A 20,185-nucleotide genomic window follows, 5' to 3' on the forward strand; every position below is an offset into this window, starting at 1 on the left:
GGCCTTGCGGTCGATCTTTCCGTTGGCGCTGAGGGGGAGCTCGGCGAGGGTGATCCAGTGGGTGGGGACCATGTACTCGGGCAGCTGCGCGCGCAGGTGGGCGCGCAGGGTGTCGTGCTCGACGGTGTGGCCGTCGGCGGCGGTGAGGTAGGCGGCGAGTTGCCGGTCGTCGGTCGGGCCGTGGGGGTGGACGACGGCGGTGTGGACGGTGGGGTGGTCGGCGAGGGTCGCCTCGATCTCGCCGAGCTCGATGCGGTTGCCGCGGATCTTGACCTGGTGGTCGAGCCGGCCGAGGTACTCGATGGTGCCGTCCGGGCGCCATCGGGCCAGGTCGCCGGTGTGGTAGGCGCGTTGGCCGTCCTGGGCGGGGGTGAAGCGCTCGGCGGTGAGGGCGGGTCGGCCGTGGTAGCCGCGGGCGAGCTGGACGCCGGTGAGGAGGAGTTCTCCGGGGACGCCGACGGGGACCGGGTTGTGCCACGGGTCCCGGATGTGGGCGCCGGTGTTGGCGATGGGCGCGCCGATGGTGACGGTGCGGCCCGGGTGGACGGGGGTGGCGGTGACGTCGACGGCGGCCTCGGTGGGACCGTAGAGATTGTGCAGCTCGACGTCGAGGTGGGTGTGCACGGCGATGGCGAGGTCGTCCGGGAGGGCCTCTCCGGAGCAGATGACGCGCCGCAGGTGGGGCAGGGCGGTGCGGGTGGTGGCGAGGTAGGTGGTGAAGGCGCGGAGCATCGAGGGTACGAAGTGGATGGTGGTGACGCGCCGCCGGTCGATGGTCTCGGCGAGGTAGGTGGGGTCGCGGTGCCCGTCGGGGCGGGCCATGACGAGGGCGGCGCCGGTGGTCAGGGGCCAGAAGAACTCCCAGACGCTGACGTCGAAGGTGTGCGGGGTCTTCTGCAGGATCCGGTCGGTGTGGTCGAGGCGGTAGGTGTCCTGCATCCAGCGGAGCCGGTTGACGATGGCGCGGTGGTCGATGAGGACGCCCTTGGGGCGGCCGGTGGAGCCTGAGGTGTAGATCAGGTAGGCGGGGTTGCGGTCGTCGGTGCTGACGCCGGGTCGTCCGGTGGGTTCGTCGGCGAGGGTGGGGTCGTCGAGGTGGACCCGCGGGCCCGGGTGCCAGTCGTGCTGGTCGGGGGTGTCGACCAGGGTGACGGGGCTGCCGGTGTCGGTGAGCATCCAGCGGAGCCGGTCGACGGGATGGGTGGGGTCGAGTGGGAGGTAGGCGGCGCCGGTCTTGAGGACGGCGAGGAGGGCCACGGTGAGGGCGACGCGGCGCCGCGCGCTGACGGCGACGATCCGTTCGGGGCCGGCACCGAGGGCGATCAGCCGGTGGGCGAGCTGGTTGGCGCGGGCGTCGAGCTGGGCGTAGGTCAGCTCGTGGTGCTCGTCGAGCACGGCGACCGCGTCGGGGGTGGCGTCCGCCTGCGCCTCCACCAGCCGGTGGAGCAGGGTCTCGCCGGGGTGGTCGACGGCGGTGTCGTTCCAGGCCGCGAGTTGGGCCGTTTCGGTGTCGGTGAGCATGGGCAGCCGGGTGACCGGGGTGTCCGGGTCGGCGGCGACCGCGGTCAGCAGCTGCCGGTAGTGCCCGGCGAGGCGCCGCACGGTCGCGCCGTCGAACAACGCCGTCGCGTACTCGACCACGGCGGAGAAGGAGCCGTCCGCCTCCTCGGTCATCTGCATGGTCAGGTCGAACTTGGCGGTGTGCCAGAGCGTCGGCACCTGCCGCGCGTGCAGTCCCGCCCCGGCGAAGTCGGCCGCCGTGGCGTTCTGCATCACGAACATGGTCTGGAACAGCGGGTTGCGGGACAGGTCCCGCTCCGGGGACAACGCGTCCACGATCCGCTCGAACGGCACGTCCTGGTGCGACTGCGCGTCCAGCACCGTCTCCCGGACCCGGGCCAGCACCTCGACGAAGGTCGGCTCGCCGGAGAGGTCGGTCCGCAGCACCAGCGTGTTGACGAAGTACCCGATCAGGTCCTGGACCTCGGGGCGGGTACGCCCGGCGGCCGGGGTGCCCACCGCGACGTCGGTCTGCCCGGTGTAGCGGGCCAGCAGGACCTGGAACACGGCCAGCAGCACCATGAACGGGGTCGCCCGGTGCTGCCGCCCGAGGGCGGCGAGGGCGCCACCGAGGTCGGCCGGCACGGTGAACGGCAGCGTCGCGCCCCGGGGGTCCTGCACCGGCGGGCGGGGCCGGTCGGTCGGCAGCTCCAGCGGCACGAGGCCGGCCAGCCGGTCGCGCCAGTGGTCGAGCTGCGCGGTCAGGCCGGCCGCCCGCTCCCGCTGCCGCACCGCGAAGTCCGCGTACTGGATCGGCAGCGGGGCGAGTGGGGACGGCTCGCCGGCGGCCAGCGCCGGGTAGAGCGCGCCGAGTTCCCGGGCCAGCACGCCGACCGACCAGCCGTCGAACGCGATGTGGTGGACGACCAGCACCATGACGTGCTCGTCCTCGGCGAGCCGGACCAGCCGGACCCGCAGCGGGGCGTCCCGACCCAGGTCGAACGGAACGCTCGCCTCGTTGCGGAGCAGCGAGTCCAGCAGCCCCCGCCGCTGCGACGGGACGCAGCCGCTCAGGTCGGTGACCGGCAGCTCGACCGGCTCGGCCGGGCCGACCACCTGGCTCGGCCGGCCGTCCACGACCTGGTAGCGGGTCCGCAGCACCTCGTGGCGCCGGACCACCTCCCGCCAGGCGTCGCGTAGGGCCACCGGGTTCAGCGCTCCGGTCAGCCGCCAGCTGAACGGCACGACGTACTCCGCGCCGCCGGGCCGGATCTGGTCGAGCAGCCACACCCCCTGCTGCGGATAGGACAGCGGCAGCGGACCTGCCGGCCGCTGCGGCGCGTGCGGGGTGGCCCGCGACCGGTCCGGGGCCCGCCCGGCCAGCAGCGCCTCCACCAGCGCCCGACGGCGGGCGTCGGTCGAGGTCGGGGGCGGGGTGCCGGTGGCGGGGACCGGCGGGGTGTGCGCGGGATCCGTGGCGGCGCCGCCGGGAGCCGCAGCGGGGACGGATCGGGACGGACCCTCGGGACTCTTCACTCCTTGCCCACCTGCGCCAACATCGTCTCCAGTTCGGACTCGGACATCTCCGCCACCCGTTCCTCGACGGCCTCCTGGAGCACCGTCGCCAGCTCTGCCACGGTCGGTGCCTCGAAGACCGCGCTGACCGGCAGGTCGACCGGGAACCGTTCGTGCAGCAACGCGACGACCTGGGTGGCCAGCAGGGAGTGACCGCCGAGGTCGAAGAAGTCGTCGTGTATCCCGCAGCGGTCGACGCCGAGCACCTCGGTCCACACCTCGGCGACGGCCTGCTCGGTGGGGGTACGCGGGGCCGCCGTCGGCCCGTCGGTCACCGGCCCGGCCGGGGCGGGCGCCGGTAGGCGCCGGCGGTCGACCTTTCCGCTGCCGGTCACCGGCAGGTGGTCGAGGGTCACCCAGCTCCGCGGGACCATGTGGTCCGGCAGCCGCTCGGCCAGGTACGCGCGGACCGCCGCGTGGTCGGGCGGTTCCGGGCCGGCCGGCAGCAGGTACCCGACGAGCTGCGGGCCGCCGACCGCGCCGTGGTGCACGTCCACCACGGCGGCGCGGACGGCCTGGTGCCGGCCGAGCACCGACTCGATCTCGCCCAGTTCGATCCGGAAGCCCCTGATCTTCACCTGGTGGTCCAGCCGGCCCAGGTACTCGATGCTGCCGTCGGGCAGGTACCGGGCCTGGTCCCCGGTGCGGTACACGCGCTGTCCGGGCCGGTCGGCGAACGGGTCGGGGACGAAGCTGGCGGCGGTCAGGCCCGGCCGGCCGAGATAGCCCCGGGCGAGCTGGACCCCGGCGAGCAGCAGCTCCCCGGGCGCGCCGACCGGCACCGGCCGCAGCTCGCCGTCCACGATGTACGTGCGCGTGTTGGCCACCGGCCGGCCGATGGTCACCGCCTCGCCGGGCAGGCAGCGGGTGCTGGTCACCTCGACCGCCGCCTCGGTCGGCCCGTACAGGTTGAACACCTCGCAGTCGAGCCGGTCGTGCGCCGCGGCCACCAGGTCCGCGGGGAGCGCCTCGCCGCTGCACAGAACCTGCCGCACCGACGGCAGGCTGGTGCGGCCGGCGGGCAGCACGTCCAGGAAGGCACGCAGCATCGACGGCACGAAGCGGATCGAGGTGACCCCGCGCTCGGCCACCACCCGGGCCAGGTACGCCGGATCGCGGTGCCCGCCGGGACGGGCCATCACCAGGGTCGCCCCGGTGGTCAGCGGGGAGAAGAGCTCACACACGGAGACGTCGAAGCCGAACGGCGTCTTCTGGAGCACCACGCCGCCGTCGGCGCCCCGGGCGTCCGGCCTCCAGCGCACCCGGTTGACGATCGACAGGTGCTCCACGACCACGCCCTTCGGGCGGCCGGTGGAGCCGGAGGTGTAGATGACGTAGGCGGCGTTGGCCGGGCCGGCGACCGGCTCCGGGTCGTCGTCCGGCAGCCCCCGGTGGTCGTCGTCGACCCGGACCGGGGCGCCGGTGGCGGCGGCCAGCGGCCCGTGGTCGACACCCGGGCCGGTGACGACGGTCGCCGCCGTCGAGTCGGTGAGCAGGTAGCGGATCCGGTCCGCCGGCTGGTCCGGGTCCACCGGCAGGTAGGCGCCGCCCGCCTTGAGCACCCCCAGCAGCGCGACCACCAGGTCGACTCCCCGGTGCAGGCACACGCCCACCACCGACTCCGCACGCACTCCGGCCGCCCGCAGCCGGTGGGCGAGCCGGTTGGCCTCGCGGTTCAGCTCGGCGTAGCGGACGGTCCGCTCGTCGGACACCACGGCGATCGCGTCCGGGGTACGCCGTACCTGCTCCTCGACCAGCTCGTGCAGGCACTGGTCGGCCGGGTACCCGACCTCGGTGTCGTTCCACTCCGTCGGGACCCGGTGCCCGTCGGTCGCGGTCAGCTTCGCCATGGCGGTCACGACTACCGGCCCGCCGCCTGCTCCATACGCCGGCGCAGGCTGAGCGGGCGCATGTCGGTCCACACCTCGTCGATCCGCTTCAGGCACTCCTCGCGGGTGCCCTCGGTGCCCTCCGCGCGCCACCCCAGCGGCAGCTCCCGGTCACCCAGCCAGATCGAGTACTGCTCCTCGTCGTTCACCACGACCCGGTACGTGCGCTCATCGGTGTTCTCGTCGGACATGCCGGCTCCTCATCGGGAAAGGGCAGCCGTGTCGTACGACACGACACTGGTCCCACTGCCGGTCACACCCTGCCGGGACGCCATCGCCGGCCGTAGAGAAGAACCGGCAGAAAAACGCGTACGAGCCTTGCCGGGGATTCTCTTTCTGACTCATGCCTCAGCGGAGAGGCTGAGCCCTGCCGCGCAACCGCCAGCCCAGCGGCCGACAGGAGAAGCGATGAGTACGCCCCGGATGACGGTGCCGCCGCTGCCGCGCGGGTCGGCCGAGAAGGCGCTTCCGTTCGTCCTGACCGCCGGCACGCCGGGGGAGCCGATCGCCGGGCGGCTGGCCGCCGACCGGGCCGCGATCCGGGCCCGGCTGCGGGAGCACGGGGCCGTCCTGCTGCGCGGGTTCGACGTCGGCGGGGTGGACGGCTTCGACGGGGTGGTCCGCGCGCTCTCCGGGGAGCCGTTGGACTACGTCGAGCGTTCGTCGCCCCGCAGCACCATCAAGGGGCAGGTCTACACCTCGACGGACCATCCGCCGGCCGAGGAGATCTTCCTGCACAACGAGAACTCCTACCAGGCCGACTGGCCGATGGTCCTGTACTTCCACTGCCTGCGTACGCCGGCCACCATGGGCGCCACGCCGCTCGCCGACACCCGCCTGGTGCGCCAGGCCATCGACCCGGCGGTGTGTGACGAGTTCGTCGCCCGGGGCTGGATGGTGGTGCGCAACTTCCACGAGGGCTTCGGCGTGCCCTGGCAGCAGGCGTTCAACACCGACGACCGGGACGAGGTGTCGCGCTACTGCGCCCGCAGCGGCATCGAGGTGGAGTGGACCAGCTCGGGGCCGCGCACCCGGGCCCGACGCGCCGCCATGCACCGGCACCCGGGCACCGGCGAGCTGCTCTGGTTCAACCATGTGACCTTCTTCCACGTGACCACGCTGGCCGGGGAGGTCTGCGCCGGGCTGCGGGAGCTGTTCGACGAGACCGAGCTGCCCACGAACACCTACTACGGCGACGGTGGGCGGATCCCGGACGACGTGGTGGCCCACCTGCGGGACTGCTACCGGGCGGCCCAGCGGCGCTTCGACTGGCAGCGCGACGACGTGCTGGTGGTGGACAACATGCTCGCCGCGCACGCCCGGGAACCGTTCACCGGCGACCGGCGGATCGCCGTGGCGATGGCCGAGCCGTACCGCGCGGCGCTCGCGGCGGCCGGCACCGCCCCGGGCTGACCGTCGGCGGTGTGCCGGAGGGCCCCCTTCGCACACCGGACCGACGGGCGGCCCGTTCCGCACCCATCCCGGCACGGCGGCGGCGTCGCCCACCCGGCAACGGCAACTCTCCACGGCATCGCAGCGATGCCCGGCCTGGACACGGAGGCGAAGACCCATGACAGACGGCGACAGCCGGTACGTCGGCACCGGCGGGGCGGTGCCACCCGATCACGGGGACGGCTACGCCGTGTCGTCGGCGCAGGAGCAGCTCTGGTTCGTCGACCAGCTCCGCTCCGGCGCCAGCGAGTACCTCCTGCACCAGGCGGTGCGGGTGCGCGGTCCCCTCGACACCACGGCGTTGGGGGCCGCGTGGACCGAGATCAGCGCGCGGCACGAGATCCTGCGGACCCGGTACGACACGGTGGACGGGCGTGCCGTGCAGGTGATCGACCCGCCCGGCCCGGTCGAGATCGAACTCGTCGACCTGAGCGACTCGCCGGCCGACGACCGGGACCGCCGCCTCGACGAGGTGGTGGCCGCGGCCCTCGACGTCCCGCTCGACCTGCGCAAGGACCCACCGCTGCGGACCCGGCTGATCCGCTGCGCGGCGGACGACCACGTCCTGCTGTTCGTGGTGCACCACATCGCCTTCGACGGCTGGTCCTGGGGCGTCCTCGCCAGGGAACTGCACGCCCTCTACGGGGCGTTCCTCGCCGGCCGGCCCAGCCCGCTGCCGCCGCTGCCCGTCCAGTACGCGGACTTCGCCGCCTGGCAGCGCGAGAACTGGCTGTCCGGGCCGCACGTCGACGCCCAGGTCGGCTACTGGCGGGAGCGGCTCTGCGGGCTCGGCCCGCTGGAGCTGCCCACCGACCGGCCCCGGCCCGCGCAGTGGCAGGCCGACGGCGACGGCCTCACCTTCACCGTGCCGGCGGAGCTGGCGGCGGCGCTGACCCGACTCGGCGCGGACCGGGGCGCCACCCCGTTCATGGTCTTCCTCGCCGCCTTCCAGCTCCTGCTCGGCCGGTACGCCGGGCAGAGCGACGTGGCGGTCGGGGTGTCGGTGGCGGGGCGGCACGAGGTCGAGCTGGAGGACCTCGTCGGCCTCTTCGTCAACACCGTCGTGCTCCGGGCCGACCTGGCCGCCCCGGCGTCCTTCCCCGACCTGCTCGACCAGGTCCGGACGACCACGCTGGACGCCTACGACAACCAGGAGGTGCCGTTCGACCGGATCGTCGCCGAGCTGGCCCCGGAGCGGGACCTGTCCCGCAACCCGCTGTTCCAGGTGGGTTTCGGGCTGCACAACGCCGACCCGGCCCCCTTCGCCCTGCCCGGCCTGACCGTCACCGAGCAGCCCACCTCGTGGACCTCCTCCGCGTTCGACCTCTCCCTGCAACTGGTCGGGCAACCGGACGGCTCGTACCACGGGGAGGTGGTCTTCCCCACCGCGCTGTTCGACGGCGCCCGGGTGCACCGGATGGTCGCCAACTACCTGCATCTGCTGGCCGCCGTCGTCGCCCGCCGGGTCCCTCTGGCCGAGTTGGACCTGCTGGCCCCCCGGGAACGCCGGGAGGTGCTCGGCGAGTGGAGCCGGGGCGCCGACCGGGCCGCGGGCCCGGGGCTGCCGGAGCTCTTCCTCGCCCAGGCGGCGGCGACCCCCGACGCGACGGCGCTGATCGCCGACGACGGCACCGAGGTCCGCTACGCCGAGCTGGCCGGCCGCGCCCGGGAGTTCGCCGCGCACCTGCACAGCGTCGGGGTCCGCGTCGGCACCCCGGTCGGGGTCGCGGTGCACCGCGGACCGGACCTGGTGACCGCGCTGCTCGGGGTGCTGCTCGCCGGCGGCGTCTACGTGCCCCTCGCCCCCGACCAGCCCGTCGGCCGGCTGGAGTTCATGGCCGCCGACGCGGGGGTGTCGGTGCTGGTCACCGAGTCGGCCCTGCGGGGCCTGCTGTCGGCCGGTGACGCCCCGGTGGTGCTCGTCGACGCCTTCCGCGACGCCGCGGTCGGGGCCGGTCGCCCCGACGGCGCCGCGGCGTCGCCGCCGGCCACCGACCCCGACGCCGCCGCCTACGTCATGTACACCTCCGGATCGACCGGCCGGCCCAAGGGGGTCGTGGTCACCCACGCCGGCATCCGCAACCGGGTGCTGTGGTCGGTCGAGCAGTACGGGCTCACCGCCGCCGACCGGGTGCTGCAGAAGACCGCCCTCGGCTTCGACGCCTCCATGTGGGAGTTCCTGGCCCCGCTGGTCAGCGGCGGCGCGGTCGTGCTGGCCGCCCCGGACGCCCACCGCGACCCGGGCGCGATGCTGCGGGCGGTGCGGGCGCACGACGTCACGGTGCTGCAACTGGTGCCGTCCGTGCTGCGGGTGCTGCTGCACGAGTCCGACCTGTCCGGGTGCGCCGCGCTGCGGCTGGTCTGCTCCGCGGGGGAGCCGCTGCCGGTGGCGCTCTGCGAGCAGCTCCGCGCCCTGCTGCCCGTGGAGATCTGGAACACCTACGGTCCCACCGAGTGCGCGATCGACGCGACCGCCTGGCGTTACCGTGGCGACGAGGGCACCGGGACCGTCCCGATCGGCCGGCCGCTGCCCGGCTGCACCGTCCTGGTGCTCGACGCCGGCGACCGGCCGGTGCCGGTCGGGGTGGCCGGCCAGCTCTGCCTCGGCGGGGTCGGCGTGGCGCGCGGCTACCTGGGGCGACCCGCCCTGACCGGGGAGAAGTTCACCCCCGACCCGTACGCCGCCACGCCGGGCAGGCGCCTGTACCGGACCGGCGACCTGGCCCGCTGGCGCGACGACGGCAGCCTGGAGTACCTGGGCCGCCTCGACGACCAGGTCAAGCTGCACGGGGTGCGCATCGAGCCGGGCGAGGTCGAGGCGGCCCTGCGTCGGCACCCGAGCGTCGACGCGGCGGTGGCGACCCTGTACCGGCCGCCCTCGGGCGACGCCGAGCTGGTCGCGTACGTGGTGCCCGCCGCCGGCGCCCGGATCGATCCGGGCGGACTGCGCGACGCGCTCGCCGACCGGCTGCCCGCCGCGATGGTCCCGTCCACCGTGATCAGCCTGGACGCCCTTCCGCTGACCGCGAACGGCAAGCTGGACCGGGCGGCCCTGCCAACGCCCGACGGCCCCCGACCGGGCGCCGACCGGAGGTACCTGCCGCCGGCCACCGACACCGAGCGGACCATCGCCGGGATCTGGGCCGAGCTGCTCGGCGTCGAGCGGATCGGCCGGGACGACAACTTCTTCACCCTCGGCGGCCATTCCATGCTCGCCATCCGGGGCGTGCTCCGGGTGCGTCGGGCCCTCGACGTGGAGCTGACCGTCGGGCAGCTCTTCACCGCCCCCACCGTCGCCGAGCTCGCCGCCCTGGTCGACGCGGCCCGCCCCGGCGCGGGTGGCTCCGCCGACGAGCCGGCCGGTGCGGCGATCCTGCCGGTGGCGCGGGACGGAGACCTGCCGCTCTCCCTCGGCCAGCGCCGGCTGTGGTTCCTGGACCAGCTCGAACCGGGCAGCCTCGAATACCTGATCCCGATCTCGATGCGGCTGACCGGCCCGTTCGACGTGGCGGTGTTCCGGCGGGCGGTGGACGAGGTGGTCAACCGGCACGAGATCCTGCGTACCCGCTACCACTCGGTCGACGGCGAGCCCGTGCAGGTGGTCGACCCGCCGGCACCGGTCGGGTGCGAGCTGATCGACCTCAGCGGGGACCCGGACGCCGCCGACCGCGCCGAGGCGCTGCTGCGGGCGGCGGCCAGGCGTCCCTTCGACCTGGCCGCCGAGCGCGTGATCCGGGCCCAGGTGGTCCGGGTCGCCGCCGAGGAGCACCTGGTCGCGCTGACCGTGCACCACATCGCGTTCGACGTCTGGTCGATGGACATCCTCCTGCGCGAACTCGACACCCTCTACCGTGCGTACGCCGGCGGCGGCGCGGTCGCCGCCCTGCCCGACCTGCCCGTGCAGTACGCGGACTTCGCGGCCTGGGAGGCGGCCCGCCAGGACAGCCCCGAACTGGACGCCCAGCTCGCCTACTGGTCCCGACAGCTGGCCGGCGCGACCCCGCTGGAGCTGCCCACCGACCGGCCCCGCCCGGTGCTGCGCGACCCGGCCGGCGACAACGTCGTCGTCGACGTACCGACCGACGTCGGGCGGGCGCTGGCCGAGCTGGGCAACCGGGAGGGCGCCACGCTGTTCATGGTGTTGCTGGCGGTCTTCCAGGTCATGCTCGGCCGGTACGCCCGGCAGCACGACGTGGTCGTCGGCACCCCGGTCGCCGGCCGGACCCGACAGGAGACCGAGGACCTGCTCGGCTTCTTCGTCAACAACCTGGTGATGCGCGCCGAACTGGTCGACGGCCAGCCCTTCCCGGTCCTGCTCGACCAGGTGCGCCGTACCGTGACGGACGCGTTCCGCAATCAGGACGTGGCCTTCGAGCGGCTGGTCGACACGCTGCGGCCGGACCGGGACCTGTCCCGCAACCCGCTGTTCCAGGTGATGTTCGAGCTGCAACACCTGGAGCGGATGACCGCGACCCTCGGCCCGGCCGCCATCGAGCACGTCGACAGCGCGTACCCGGTGGCCAAGTTCGATCTCACCCTCTCCGTGGAGCAGCACCCGGACGGCCGGCTGCGCTGCTGGTTCGAGTACGCCACCGCGCTCTGGGACCGCCGCACCGTCGAGCGGATGGCCGGGCACTACCTGCACCTGCTCGGCCAGTTGGCGACCGCGCCGGGAACCGCCCTGCGCGACCTGACCCTGCCCACCGACGCGGAGCGGGCGTACCTGACCGGGGAGTGGGCCGGCGAGCCGGCCGGGCCGCTGGGCGCCGCCGCAGCCGCCGGCGCCGGCGTCCTGGAGCTGTTCAGCCGGCGGGTCCGGCAGCACCCGGACGTCGTGGCGGTGGAGTTCGACGGCCGGCGGCTGACCTTCGCCGAGCTGGACACCCGGGCCAACCGGCTCGCCCACCACCTGCGCGGACTCGGGGTACGCCCGGAGGTCCCGGTCGCGGTCTGCCTGGAACGCGGCCTGGAGGTGGTGGTCACGCTCCTCGCGGTGCTCAAGGCGGGCGGGGTGTACCTCCCGGTCGACCCGGACCATCCCACCGAGCGGCTGCACTTCATGCTCGCCGACGCCGGGGCGGCGGTGGTGGTCACCGTGCGGCGCTTCGCCGACCGGGTCGCCGCCGACGGCGTGGCCGTGGTCGCCGTGGACGCCGACCGGGCGGTGATCGCCGGTCGGGACGGCACCGCGCCGGACCCGTCGACCGGGCCGGACGACCTCGCCTACGTCATCTACACCTCGGGCTCCACGGGGCGGCCCAAGGGCGTGATGATCCCGCACGGCGCGTACGCCCACCACTGCGGCGTCATCGCCCGGGCGTACGACATCGCCCCCGGCGACCGGGTGGTGCTGCTCTCCGCGCTCACCTTCGACGTGGCGATGGACGGCATGATGGCCACCCTGCTGGCCGGGGCGACGCTGGTGGTCAGCGACCCGCTCTTCTGGAGCCCGGCCGAGCTGCCGGACCGGCTCGCCCGGCACCGGGTCACCCACATGGAGATCACGCCCGCGTACTACCGGGAGGTGATGGACGCCCTGCCGGCCGGTGACGACCGCCTGCGGCAGCTGAAGCTGATGAACGTCGGCAGCGACGTGGTCACCGTCGCCGACGCCCGGCGCTGGGCGGCCACCGGACTGCCCGGCCGGTTCCTGGTCAACTACGGCCCCACCGAGGCCACCGTCACCTGCCTGCTGCACCCGGTCACCGGCGACCCGCCCGGCGAGCGGGCCGAGGCGGCCCTGCCGATCGGCCGCCCGGTCCCCGGCACCCGGGCCTACGTGGTCGACGAGCACCTGGACCCGGTGCCGGTCGGGGTGCCCGGCGAGCTTCTGCTCGGCGGGGCACGGCTGGCCCGGGGCTACCTGGCCCGGCCGGGCCTGACCGCCGACCGGTTCGTGCCCGACCCGTTCGGCGACGGACCCGGCGGCCGGCTCTACCGCACCGGCGACCTGGTCCGGTACCGGCCGGACCGGACGATCGAGTTCCTCGGCCGGATCGACCAGCAGGTCAAGATCCGGGGCTTCCGGATGGAACTCGGCGAGATCGAATCGGCCCTGGCCGAGCACCCGGCGATCCGCGCGGTCGCGGTGGTGGCCCGGGAGACCCAGCCGGGGGAGAAGGGCCTGGTCGCCTACCTGGTCTGCCGCGACGGCGCCCCGCCCTCGGTCGGCGAACTCCGGGCCCACCTGGGCGAGCGGCTGCCGGACTACATGGTCCCGGCCCAGTGGATGGTGCTGGACGCCCTGCCGCTGACCACCAGCAAGAAGGTCGACCGCCGGGCCCTGCCCGCCCCGACACCGGTGCGCGCCGATCCCGGCCGGGCGTACGAGGCGCCCCGTACCCCGTTGGAGGAGACCGTGGCCGGGATCTGGGCCGCCGTGCTGGAGGTCGACCGGGTCGGCGTCCACGACGACTTCTTCGACCTCGGCGGTCACTCGCTGCTCGCCACCCGGGTGCTCGCGCACCTGCGGCAGAGCTTCGACATCGACCTGCCGCTGCGCCTGCTGTTCGAGCGGACGACCGTGGCCGACCTCGCCGACGCGGTGCACACGGCCATCGAAAACGAGATCGCACGGCTTTCCGACGCCGAGGTGGCGGAACTGCTGAAGGAGGGAAACCTGTGACCACCAGCCACACCCCGAGCGCGTCCCTGCGACAGGAACTGCTGGAGCGGCGCCTGCGGGGGGCCGGTCAGTCCCGCCGCGCCGACACCATCACCCCGGCCCCGCGCACCGGTGCGCTGCCGCTGTCCTTCGGGCAGCACCGGCTCTGGATGCTCGACCAGTTGCAGCCCGGCGGCACCGGTTACCTGATGTCCGTCGGCCTCCGGCTGCGCGGCCCGCTGCACTCCGACGCGCTGCGCCGGGCGTTGACCGAACTGGTCGCCCGGCACGAGATCCTGCGGACCCGGTACGTCGTGGTCGACGGTGAGCCGGCACAGGTCGTCGACCCGCCCGCACCGGTCGAGGTGGCGGTGACCGACCTCGGCCACACCGACCGGGAGACGGCCCGGCGGCGCCTCGGCGAGCTGCTCGCCGCGCCGGACCCGGTCGACCTGGCCGCCGGCCCGGCGTTGCGGGCCCGGCTGGTCCGGCTCGCCGAGGACGAGCACGCCCTGGTGCTCGCCATGCACCACATCTCCTCCGACGGCTGGTCGGAGGGGATCATCCTGCGCGAACTGGCCGCCCTGTACGGCGCGTTCGTCGCCGACCGGCCCTCCCCGCTCGCCCCGCTGCCGATCCAGTACGCGGACTTCGCCGTCTGGCAGCGGACCCGGCTCGCCGGGGACCGGCTGGACCGGCAGGTCGACCACTGGCGGGACCGGCTGGCCGGGCTGACGCCGTTGGAGCTGCCGACCGACCGGCCCCGGCCGCCGGTGTGGAACCCGGACGGCGGGCTGGTCACCTTCACGGTGCCGGCAGCCGTCGCCGGTCGGCTCCGTGACCTGGGCCGGGCGTCGAACGCCACCCCGTTCATGGTGCTGCTCGCCGCGTTCCAGGTCCTGCTGGCCCGCTACACCGGGCAGACCGACGTCGCGGTGGGCGCCCCGGCCGCCGGCCGGGACCGGTTGGAGGTGCACGGCCTGGTCGGGCTCTTCCTCAACACGCTGGTGCTGCGGACCGACCTCTCCGGCGAGCCGACCTTCGTCGAGGTGCTGGCCCGGGTCCGGGAGACGGTGCTGGACGCGCAGTCGCACCAGGACGTGCCGTTCGAGCGGATCGTGGACGCGTTGTCCCCGGAGCGGGACCTGTCCCGCAACCCGCTGTTCCAGACCATGTTCCTCTTCCAGGAGGGCGGGTCGGCCGGCTTCGACGCCGGCGGCCTGGTGGGGGAGGAGCTGTCCGTCGGACCGGCCACGGCGAAGTTCGACCTGACGCTCGGGCTGGCCGAGGAGGCGGACGGCTCCCTCTCCGGCGGGCTGGACTTCCCGACGGCGTTGTTCGACACCGCGACCGTGCGGCGCCTCGCCGGGCACTACCGGCAGCTGCTGACCGCGGTCGCCGCCGACCCGGGGACCCCGGTCACCCGGCTGCCCATGCTCACCGACACCGAAACGGCCCAGCTCGCGGCCTGGAACGACACCGCCGTCGACCACTCCCCTCCGGCCGCGACCCTGACCGCGCTGCTGGACGCGCAGGCCGCCCGCACGCCCGACGCGGTCGCGCTGCGCTTCGGTGGCGAGGAGCTGTCGTACCGCCGGTTGCACGCCGAGGCCGGCGTCCTCGCGCGGCGCCTGCGCCGGGCCGGGGTCGGACCGGAGTCCGTCGTGGCCGTCTGCCTGCCCCGCGGCCTGGACCTGATGCGGGCGCTGGTGGCGATTCTGAAGGCCGGAGCCGCCTATCTGCCGTTGGACCCGGACCTCCCGGCGCAGCGCCGCGCCTTCATGGTGCGCGACTCCGGCGCCCGCCTGGTGATCACGGCGGACTTCATGGCCGCTGAGGACCACGGGTCGCCCGCCGGCGATCCGCCGCCGTCCGAACCGGTCGCGCCCGCGCACGCCGCCTATCTCATCTACACGTCCGGGTCGACCGGCCGGCCCAAGGGCGCCCTGATCGAGCACCGCGCGATCGTCAACCGCCTGCTGTGGATGCAGGACGCCTACCGGCTCGACGCCTCGGACCGGGTGTTGCAGAAGACGCCGGTCGGGTTCGACGTGTCGGTGTGGGAACTCTTCTGGCCACTGGTCACCGGCGCGACGTTGGTCCTCGCCCGCCCCGGAGGGCACCGCGACCCGGCGTACCTGGCCGAGCTGATCCGGACGGAGGGGATCACGACCGTCCACTTCGTACCGTCGATGCTGCGGGCCTTCCTGGCCGAGCCCGTCGGACCGCTGCCGTCCCTGCGGCGGCTGCTCTGCAGTGGCGAGGCGCTGCCGCCGGAGCTGGCCGCCCGGGTGCACGAGCGGATCGGGTGCGAGCTGCACAACCTGTACGGCCCGACGGAGACCGCGGTCGACGTCACCGCGGTGCGCTGCGAGCCCGGCGAGCCGGTCACCATCGGCCGCCCGATCGCCAACACCACCGCCTACGTCGTCGACGCCGCCCTGGCGCCCACCCCGGTCGGGGTGCCCGGCGAGCTGCTGATCGGGGGCGTGCAGCTCGCCCGGGGCTACCACGGCCGGGCCGCCCTGACCGCCGAACGGTTCATCCCCGACCCGTTCGCCGCCGCGCCGGGGCGACGCCTGTACCGCACGGGCGACCTGGCCCGCTACCTGCCCTCCGGCCGCATCGAGTACCTCGGCCGGCTCGACCACCAGGTGAAGATCCGTGGTCAGCGCGTCGAGCTCGGCGAGGTCGAGGCCGTGCTGCACGAGGCTCCCGGCGTCACCGCGGCGGCGGTGGCCGTGCACGACGAGCAGCTCGTCGGCTATCTCGTCGGGCCGGAGACCGTCGACCAGGTGCGCGCGTACCTGCTCGACCGCCTGCCGGACGCGATGGTCCCGGCGCGCTGGACGATCCTGCCCGCCCTGCCGCTGACCGCCAGCGGAAAGGTGGACCGCCGCGCCCTGCCGGCACCCGACCGGGGCGGGGCGGGCGGCGGCCACGTCGCCCCGCGCGACGAACTCGAGAAGCGGATCGCCGACGCGTTCGGCGTGGCGCTCGGCGTCGACACGGTCGGTGTGACGGACAGCTTCTTCCTGCTCGGCGGCGACTCGATGCGGGCGATCCGGATGGTGGGGCTGCTGCGCGCGGCCGGTCTCGCGGTGTCGGTCCAGGACCTGTTCACGCACCAGAGCGTGGCCGACCTGGCGGGCGTGGTCGTCCCGACCGGGCCGGCCGAGGAGGCGGAGCCCACCGTCGACCGGTTCGCGCTGGTGAGCGAGGCGGACCGCAGCCGGCTGCCGGACGGGCTCGTCGACGCCTATCCGATCACCCAGAACCAGGCCGGCATGCTGTTCGAGATGCTGTCCGGCGGCGACCGGCCGGTCTACCGCAACGTCTCCTGCTACGGGATCAGCGACCAGCTGCCCTTCTCGCTGGACGCGCTGCGGGAGGCCGGGCGGCTGCTCACGGACCGGCACGAGATCCTGCGCACGTCGTTCGACCTGTCCAGCTACTCCGAGCTGATGCAACTCGTCCACGCGTCGGTCGACCTGCCGATCGGCTACGACGACCTGCGCGGGCTGCCGGCCGACGAGCAGGAGGAGGCGGTACGCGCGCACCTGCGGGCCGAGCGCGTCCGCCCGTTCGACATCACCACGGCGCCGCTGTTGCGCTACCACGTGCACCAGGTCGGCGACTCCGAATGGCGGCTGACCCACTCGGAGAGCCACGCGATCCTCGACGGCTGGAGCCACACCTCCACGGTGGCGATGCTGATCGCGTTGTACCGGACGCTGCGCGGGGGCGAGCGGCCCGCCCTGCCGCCCCCGCCGGCGGTGCGGTTCGCCGACTTCGTCGCCCGCGAGCGCGAGTCCCTCGCCTCGGTGCCGGACCGTGACTTCTGGGCGGCGACCGTCGCCGGGTCGGACCGGCTCGAGCTCCCGCCGGAGTGGGGCACCGAGTCGGACGCTCCGGCGACCGTCATCGAGGTGCCGTGGGCCGATCTGCGTCCCGGACTGCGCCGGCTCTCCGCCGCCGCCGGCACCTCGCTGAAGAGCGTGCTGCACGCCGCGCACCTCAAGGTGATGAGCATCGTCACCGGCCGGCGGCGGTTCTTCAGCGGCCTGCTGTGCAACGGCCGCCCCGAGCGGCTGCGCGGCGACGAGGTGTTCGGCATGTTCCTCAACACCGTGCCGTTCGCCGCCGACACCTCCGCGCGCACCTGGCGCGCACTGGCCGAGGCCGTCTTCGCCGGCGAGGCGCGCCTCTGGCCGCACCGCCGCTACCCGCTGCCGTCCATGCAGCGGGAGTGGGGCAACGGCACGCCACTGCTGCGGGTCGGCTTCTCGTACCTGGACTTCCACGTGCTCGACGGTCCCGCCGAGTCGGTCGAGATGGTCGACGACTTCAGCCCGAGCAGCGTCGGGCTGGACGTGTGGACCTTCCCGGGAGTCCTGCGCCTGGGCGCCCGGCCCGCCGACATCGACCGGCCGTACCTCGAACTGCTGGCCCGGACCTACCGGCACGTGCTGGAGGCGATGGCCGCCGATCCCGACGGCGACACGGACGTCGGCCTGAGCGCCGCCGACCGGGCCTGGGCGGTCGAGGCGTACCAGCCCGTCGAGCGGTTCCCGGCGGAGCCGTTCGTCCACGACCTCGTCGCCCAGCGCGCCGCCGCCGTGCCCGCCGCGGTGGCGGTGCGGCACGGCGACGCCACGCTCACCTACCAGGAGCTGGACAGGCGGTCCGACGCCCTCGCCGCGCGCCTGGCGGAGCTGGGCGTGCGGGCGGACACGATCGTCGGCATCCACCTGCCCCGCGGGAGCGACCTCATCGTCGCGATGCTGGCCGTCCTCAAGGCCGGCGGGGCGTACCTGCCCCTCGATCCCGCCTATCCCGCCGAGCGGATCGGCGACATGATCCGCGACGCGGCGCCCGTGGTCGTGCTGACCGACGCCGGGCTGGCCCCGACGCTGCCGTGCACGGCAGCCACGGTGCTGGTCGCCGACCTCGCCGACGGCGGGCCCCGGGCGGCGCGCCCCCCGGCGGTGCGGCTCGGCGGGGACAACCTCGCCTACGTCATCTACACGTCGGGCTCCACCGGACGGCCCAAGGGCGTCGCGGTCACCCACCGCAGCGTGCTCAACTTCTGCCACGCCCAGCGACGGGTGCTGGACGCGCACGCCGGGGACGAGGTGCTGCAGTTCGCCTCGCCCAGCTTCGACGCGTCGGTCTGGGAGATCCTCCTGGCCCTCGCCAACGGCGCGGCGCTGGTGCTGCCCCCGCCGGACGTCGACCCCGGCGACCTGCGCCGCCACGCGGCCGAGCTCACCCACATGACCCTGCCGCCGCCGCTGCTGGACCGCCTCGACCCGGCCGCCTTCCCGCGCCTGCGGGTGCTGACCACCGGCGGCGAGGCGTGCACGGCCGACCAGGCGGCGCGGTGGGCCGACCGGGTCCGCGTCCTGCACGCCTACGGGCCCACCGAGACCACCGTCGTCGCCACCATCGCGGAGCTGCGGGCCACGGACACGGCACCGCCGCCGATCGGGCTCCCGCTGGACAACGTGCGCGCCTACGTCGTCGACGACGAGCTGCGCCTGCTGCCCCCCGGGGTACGCGGGGAACTGATGCTCGGCGGGGCGGGCGTGGTGCGCGGATACCTCAACCGGCCGGCACTCACCGCCGAGCGGTTCGTGCCGGACCCGTACGCGTCCCGACCGGGCGAGCGCATGTACCGCACCGGCGACGTGGTCTCCCGTGACCCCGACGGCACCCTGCACTTCCACGGGCGCCGCGACCACCAGGTCAAGGTGCGCGGGTTCCGGATCGAGCTCGGCGAGATCGAGCACGCCCTCGCCGCCCACCCGGCGGTGGCCGCCGCGGTGGTCGCCGTGCACCGGGCCGGCACCCCGGACGCCTCGCTGGTCGCCTACACCCGCCCCGCGAACGGGACGGCGGCGTCCCCGGCCGCGCTGCGCGACTTCCTGCGCGAGCGGTTGCCGCAGCACCTCGTCCCGCACCACTACCTCTCGGTGGACGACTTCTCGTACACGCGCAACGGCAAGGTCGACCGGACCGCCCTTCCGGCGCCGGACGGCTCGCGGCCGGTGACCGACGTCGAGTACGTCGCCCCGCGCTCGGACGTCGAACAGCACATCGCCACCGCCTGGAGCGAGGCGCTCGGCATCGAGCGGATCGGTGTGCACGACGACTTCTTCGACCTCGGCGGCCACTCGCTGGCGATGATGCGGCTGACCGCGACGCTGCGCAGCCGGCACGGCTACGAGCTGACGTTCGGCTCGTTCGTCGAACACCGCACCGTCGCCGGGCTGGCCGCGACCCTCCAGGATCCGGCGGCGGCGCCGGCCGGCGCGATGATGTGGCTGCGGCGCGGCGGCGACGGCCGGCCACCGCTCTTCTGCGTGCACCCCGGCGGCGGCAGCGCCCACTGGTACCTGCGCCTTGCCCCGCACCTGCACCCGGACCAGCCGGTGGCGGCGTTCGAGTGGCCGGGCCCGCACCCGGCGGGGACGCCCACCACGGCGGAGATGGCCGCACGCTACGACGACGAGCTCCGCCGGGCCCAGCCGCACGGACCGTACCGGCTGTTCAGCTGGTGCGGCGGCAGCGGCATCGCCAGCGAGATGGCCCACCGGCTGGTCGAGGACGGGCACGAGGTGACGCTGATCCTGCTCGATCCGGGCCTGGACATCCACACCCGCGCCGACGCCTGGAGCGAGCTCGCCCTGATCCGCCGCCTCGAACTGCTGCTCGAGGAGGTGGGCACCGGTGGCGACGAGGCCGACACGCCGGAACGCCGCCGGGAGATCCTCGACCTGCTCGAGCACCTCGTCGACGACGTCGACGAGGAGACCGGCGTCGCGCTGCCCGAGCGCGGCGTGGGGGACTCGTGGCCCCGGCAGGTCCGGATCTGGCGCGAGGTCATGGAGGTGGACGTCGAGTACCGGCACCGCCCCTGGCCCGGGCGGCTGGAACTGGTCGTCAGCGACGAGCTCGCCTGCGGCCAGCACGAGGTCACCTCCGGCCAGAGCTACCCGGACTACCTGGCGCGCTGGGAGGAGCTCTGCACCGGCGGCGTGCGGGTGCACCGGGTGCCGGGCGACCACTTCAGCGTCATCAAGCCGCCGCTCGTCACCGAACTCGCCCGCGTCATCACCGACGTGCTCGGTGAGGGCTGACCGTTGTCACGGATGCCGGGCGC

Annotated in this window: 5 protein-coding genes and 1 pseudogene; 3 read left to right on the forward strand and 3 right to left on the reverse strand. The window is 74.5% G+C overall.

Going from position 1 to position 20,185, the window contains the following annotated elements; translation table 11 throughout:
- The 3 genes and pseudogenes from ACSNN9_RS11755 to ACSNN9_RS11765 form a co-directional block, all read right to left on the reverse strand.
- Window positions 1-3,036 (reverse strand): non-ribosomal peptide synthetase (locus tag ACSNN9_RS11755; RefSeq protein WP_436673067.1); only part of this gene is annotated, 3,036 nt, incomplete at its 3' end.
- Window positions 3,033-4,916 (reverse strand): annotated as a pseudogene (locus ACSNN9_RS11760) (non-ribosomal peptide synthetase); the annotation flags it as partial. The pseudogene ACSNN9_RS11760 and the gene ACSNN9_RS11755, both read right to left, overlap by 4 nt.
- A 20-nt stretch (window positions 4,917-4,936) precedes the next feature.
- On the reverse strand, window positions 4,937-5,155 hold the full coding sequence (locus ACSNN9_RS11765) for an MbtH family protein (protein WP_436673068.1): 219 nt from the start codon (window positions 5,153-5,155) through the stop codon (window positions 4,937-4,939).
- 217 nt (window positions 5,156-5,372) lie between these two features.
- On the opposite strand from ACSNN9_RS11765, the gene ACSNN9_RS11770 reads away from it, so the two are divergent.
- The 3 genes from ACSNN9_RS11770 to ACSNN9_RS11780 all read left to right on the forward strand — a co-directional run bounded on the left by ACSNN9_RS11770 (window position 5,373) and on the right by ACSNN9_RS11780 (window position 20,162).
- Window positions 5,373-6,377, forward strand: coding sequence for a TauD/TfdA family dioxygenase (locus ACSNN9_RS11770; protein WP_436673070.1), 1,005 nt, complete (start codon window positions 5,373-5,375; stop codon window positions 6,375-6,377).
- 157 nt (window positions 6,378-6,534) lie between these two features.
- Complete coding sequence (locus ACSNN9_RS11775; protein ID WP_436673071.1) at window positions 6,535-13,041, forward strand: amino acid adenylation domain-containing protein; 6,507 nt, start codon at window positions 6,535-6,537, stop codon at window positions 13,039-13,041.
- Window positions 13,038-20,162 (forward strand): amino acid adenylation domain-containing protein, encoded by a 7,125-nt coding sequence (locus ACSNN9_RS11780; RefSeq protein ID WP_436673073.1) that lies wholly within the window; start codon window positions 13,038-13,040, stop codon window positions 20,160-20,162. Before ACSNN9_RS11775 ends, ACSNN9_RS11780 begins: the two co-directional genes overlap by 4 nt.
- Window positions 20,163-20,185 lie beyond the last annotated feature (23 nt).

It is taken from the genome of Micromonospora sp. URMC 107, from assembly GCF_051386315.1.
Classification (GTDB): Bacteria; Actinomycetota; Actinomycetes; order Mycobacteriales; family Micromonosporaceae; genus Micromonospora.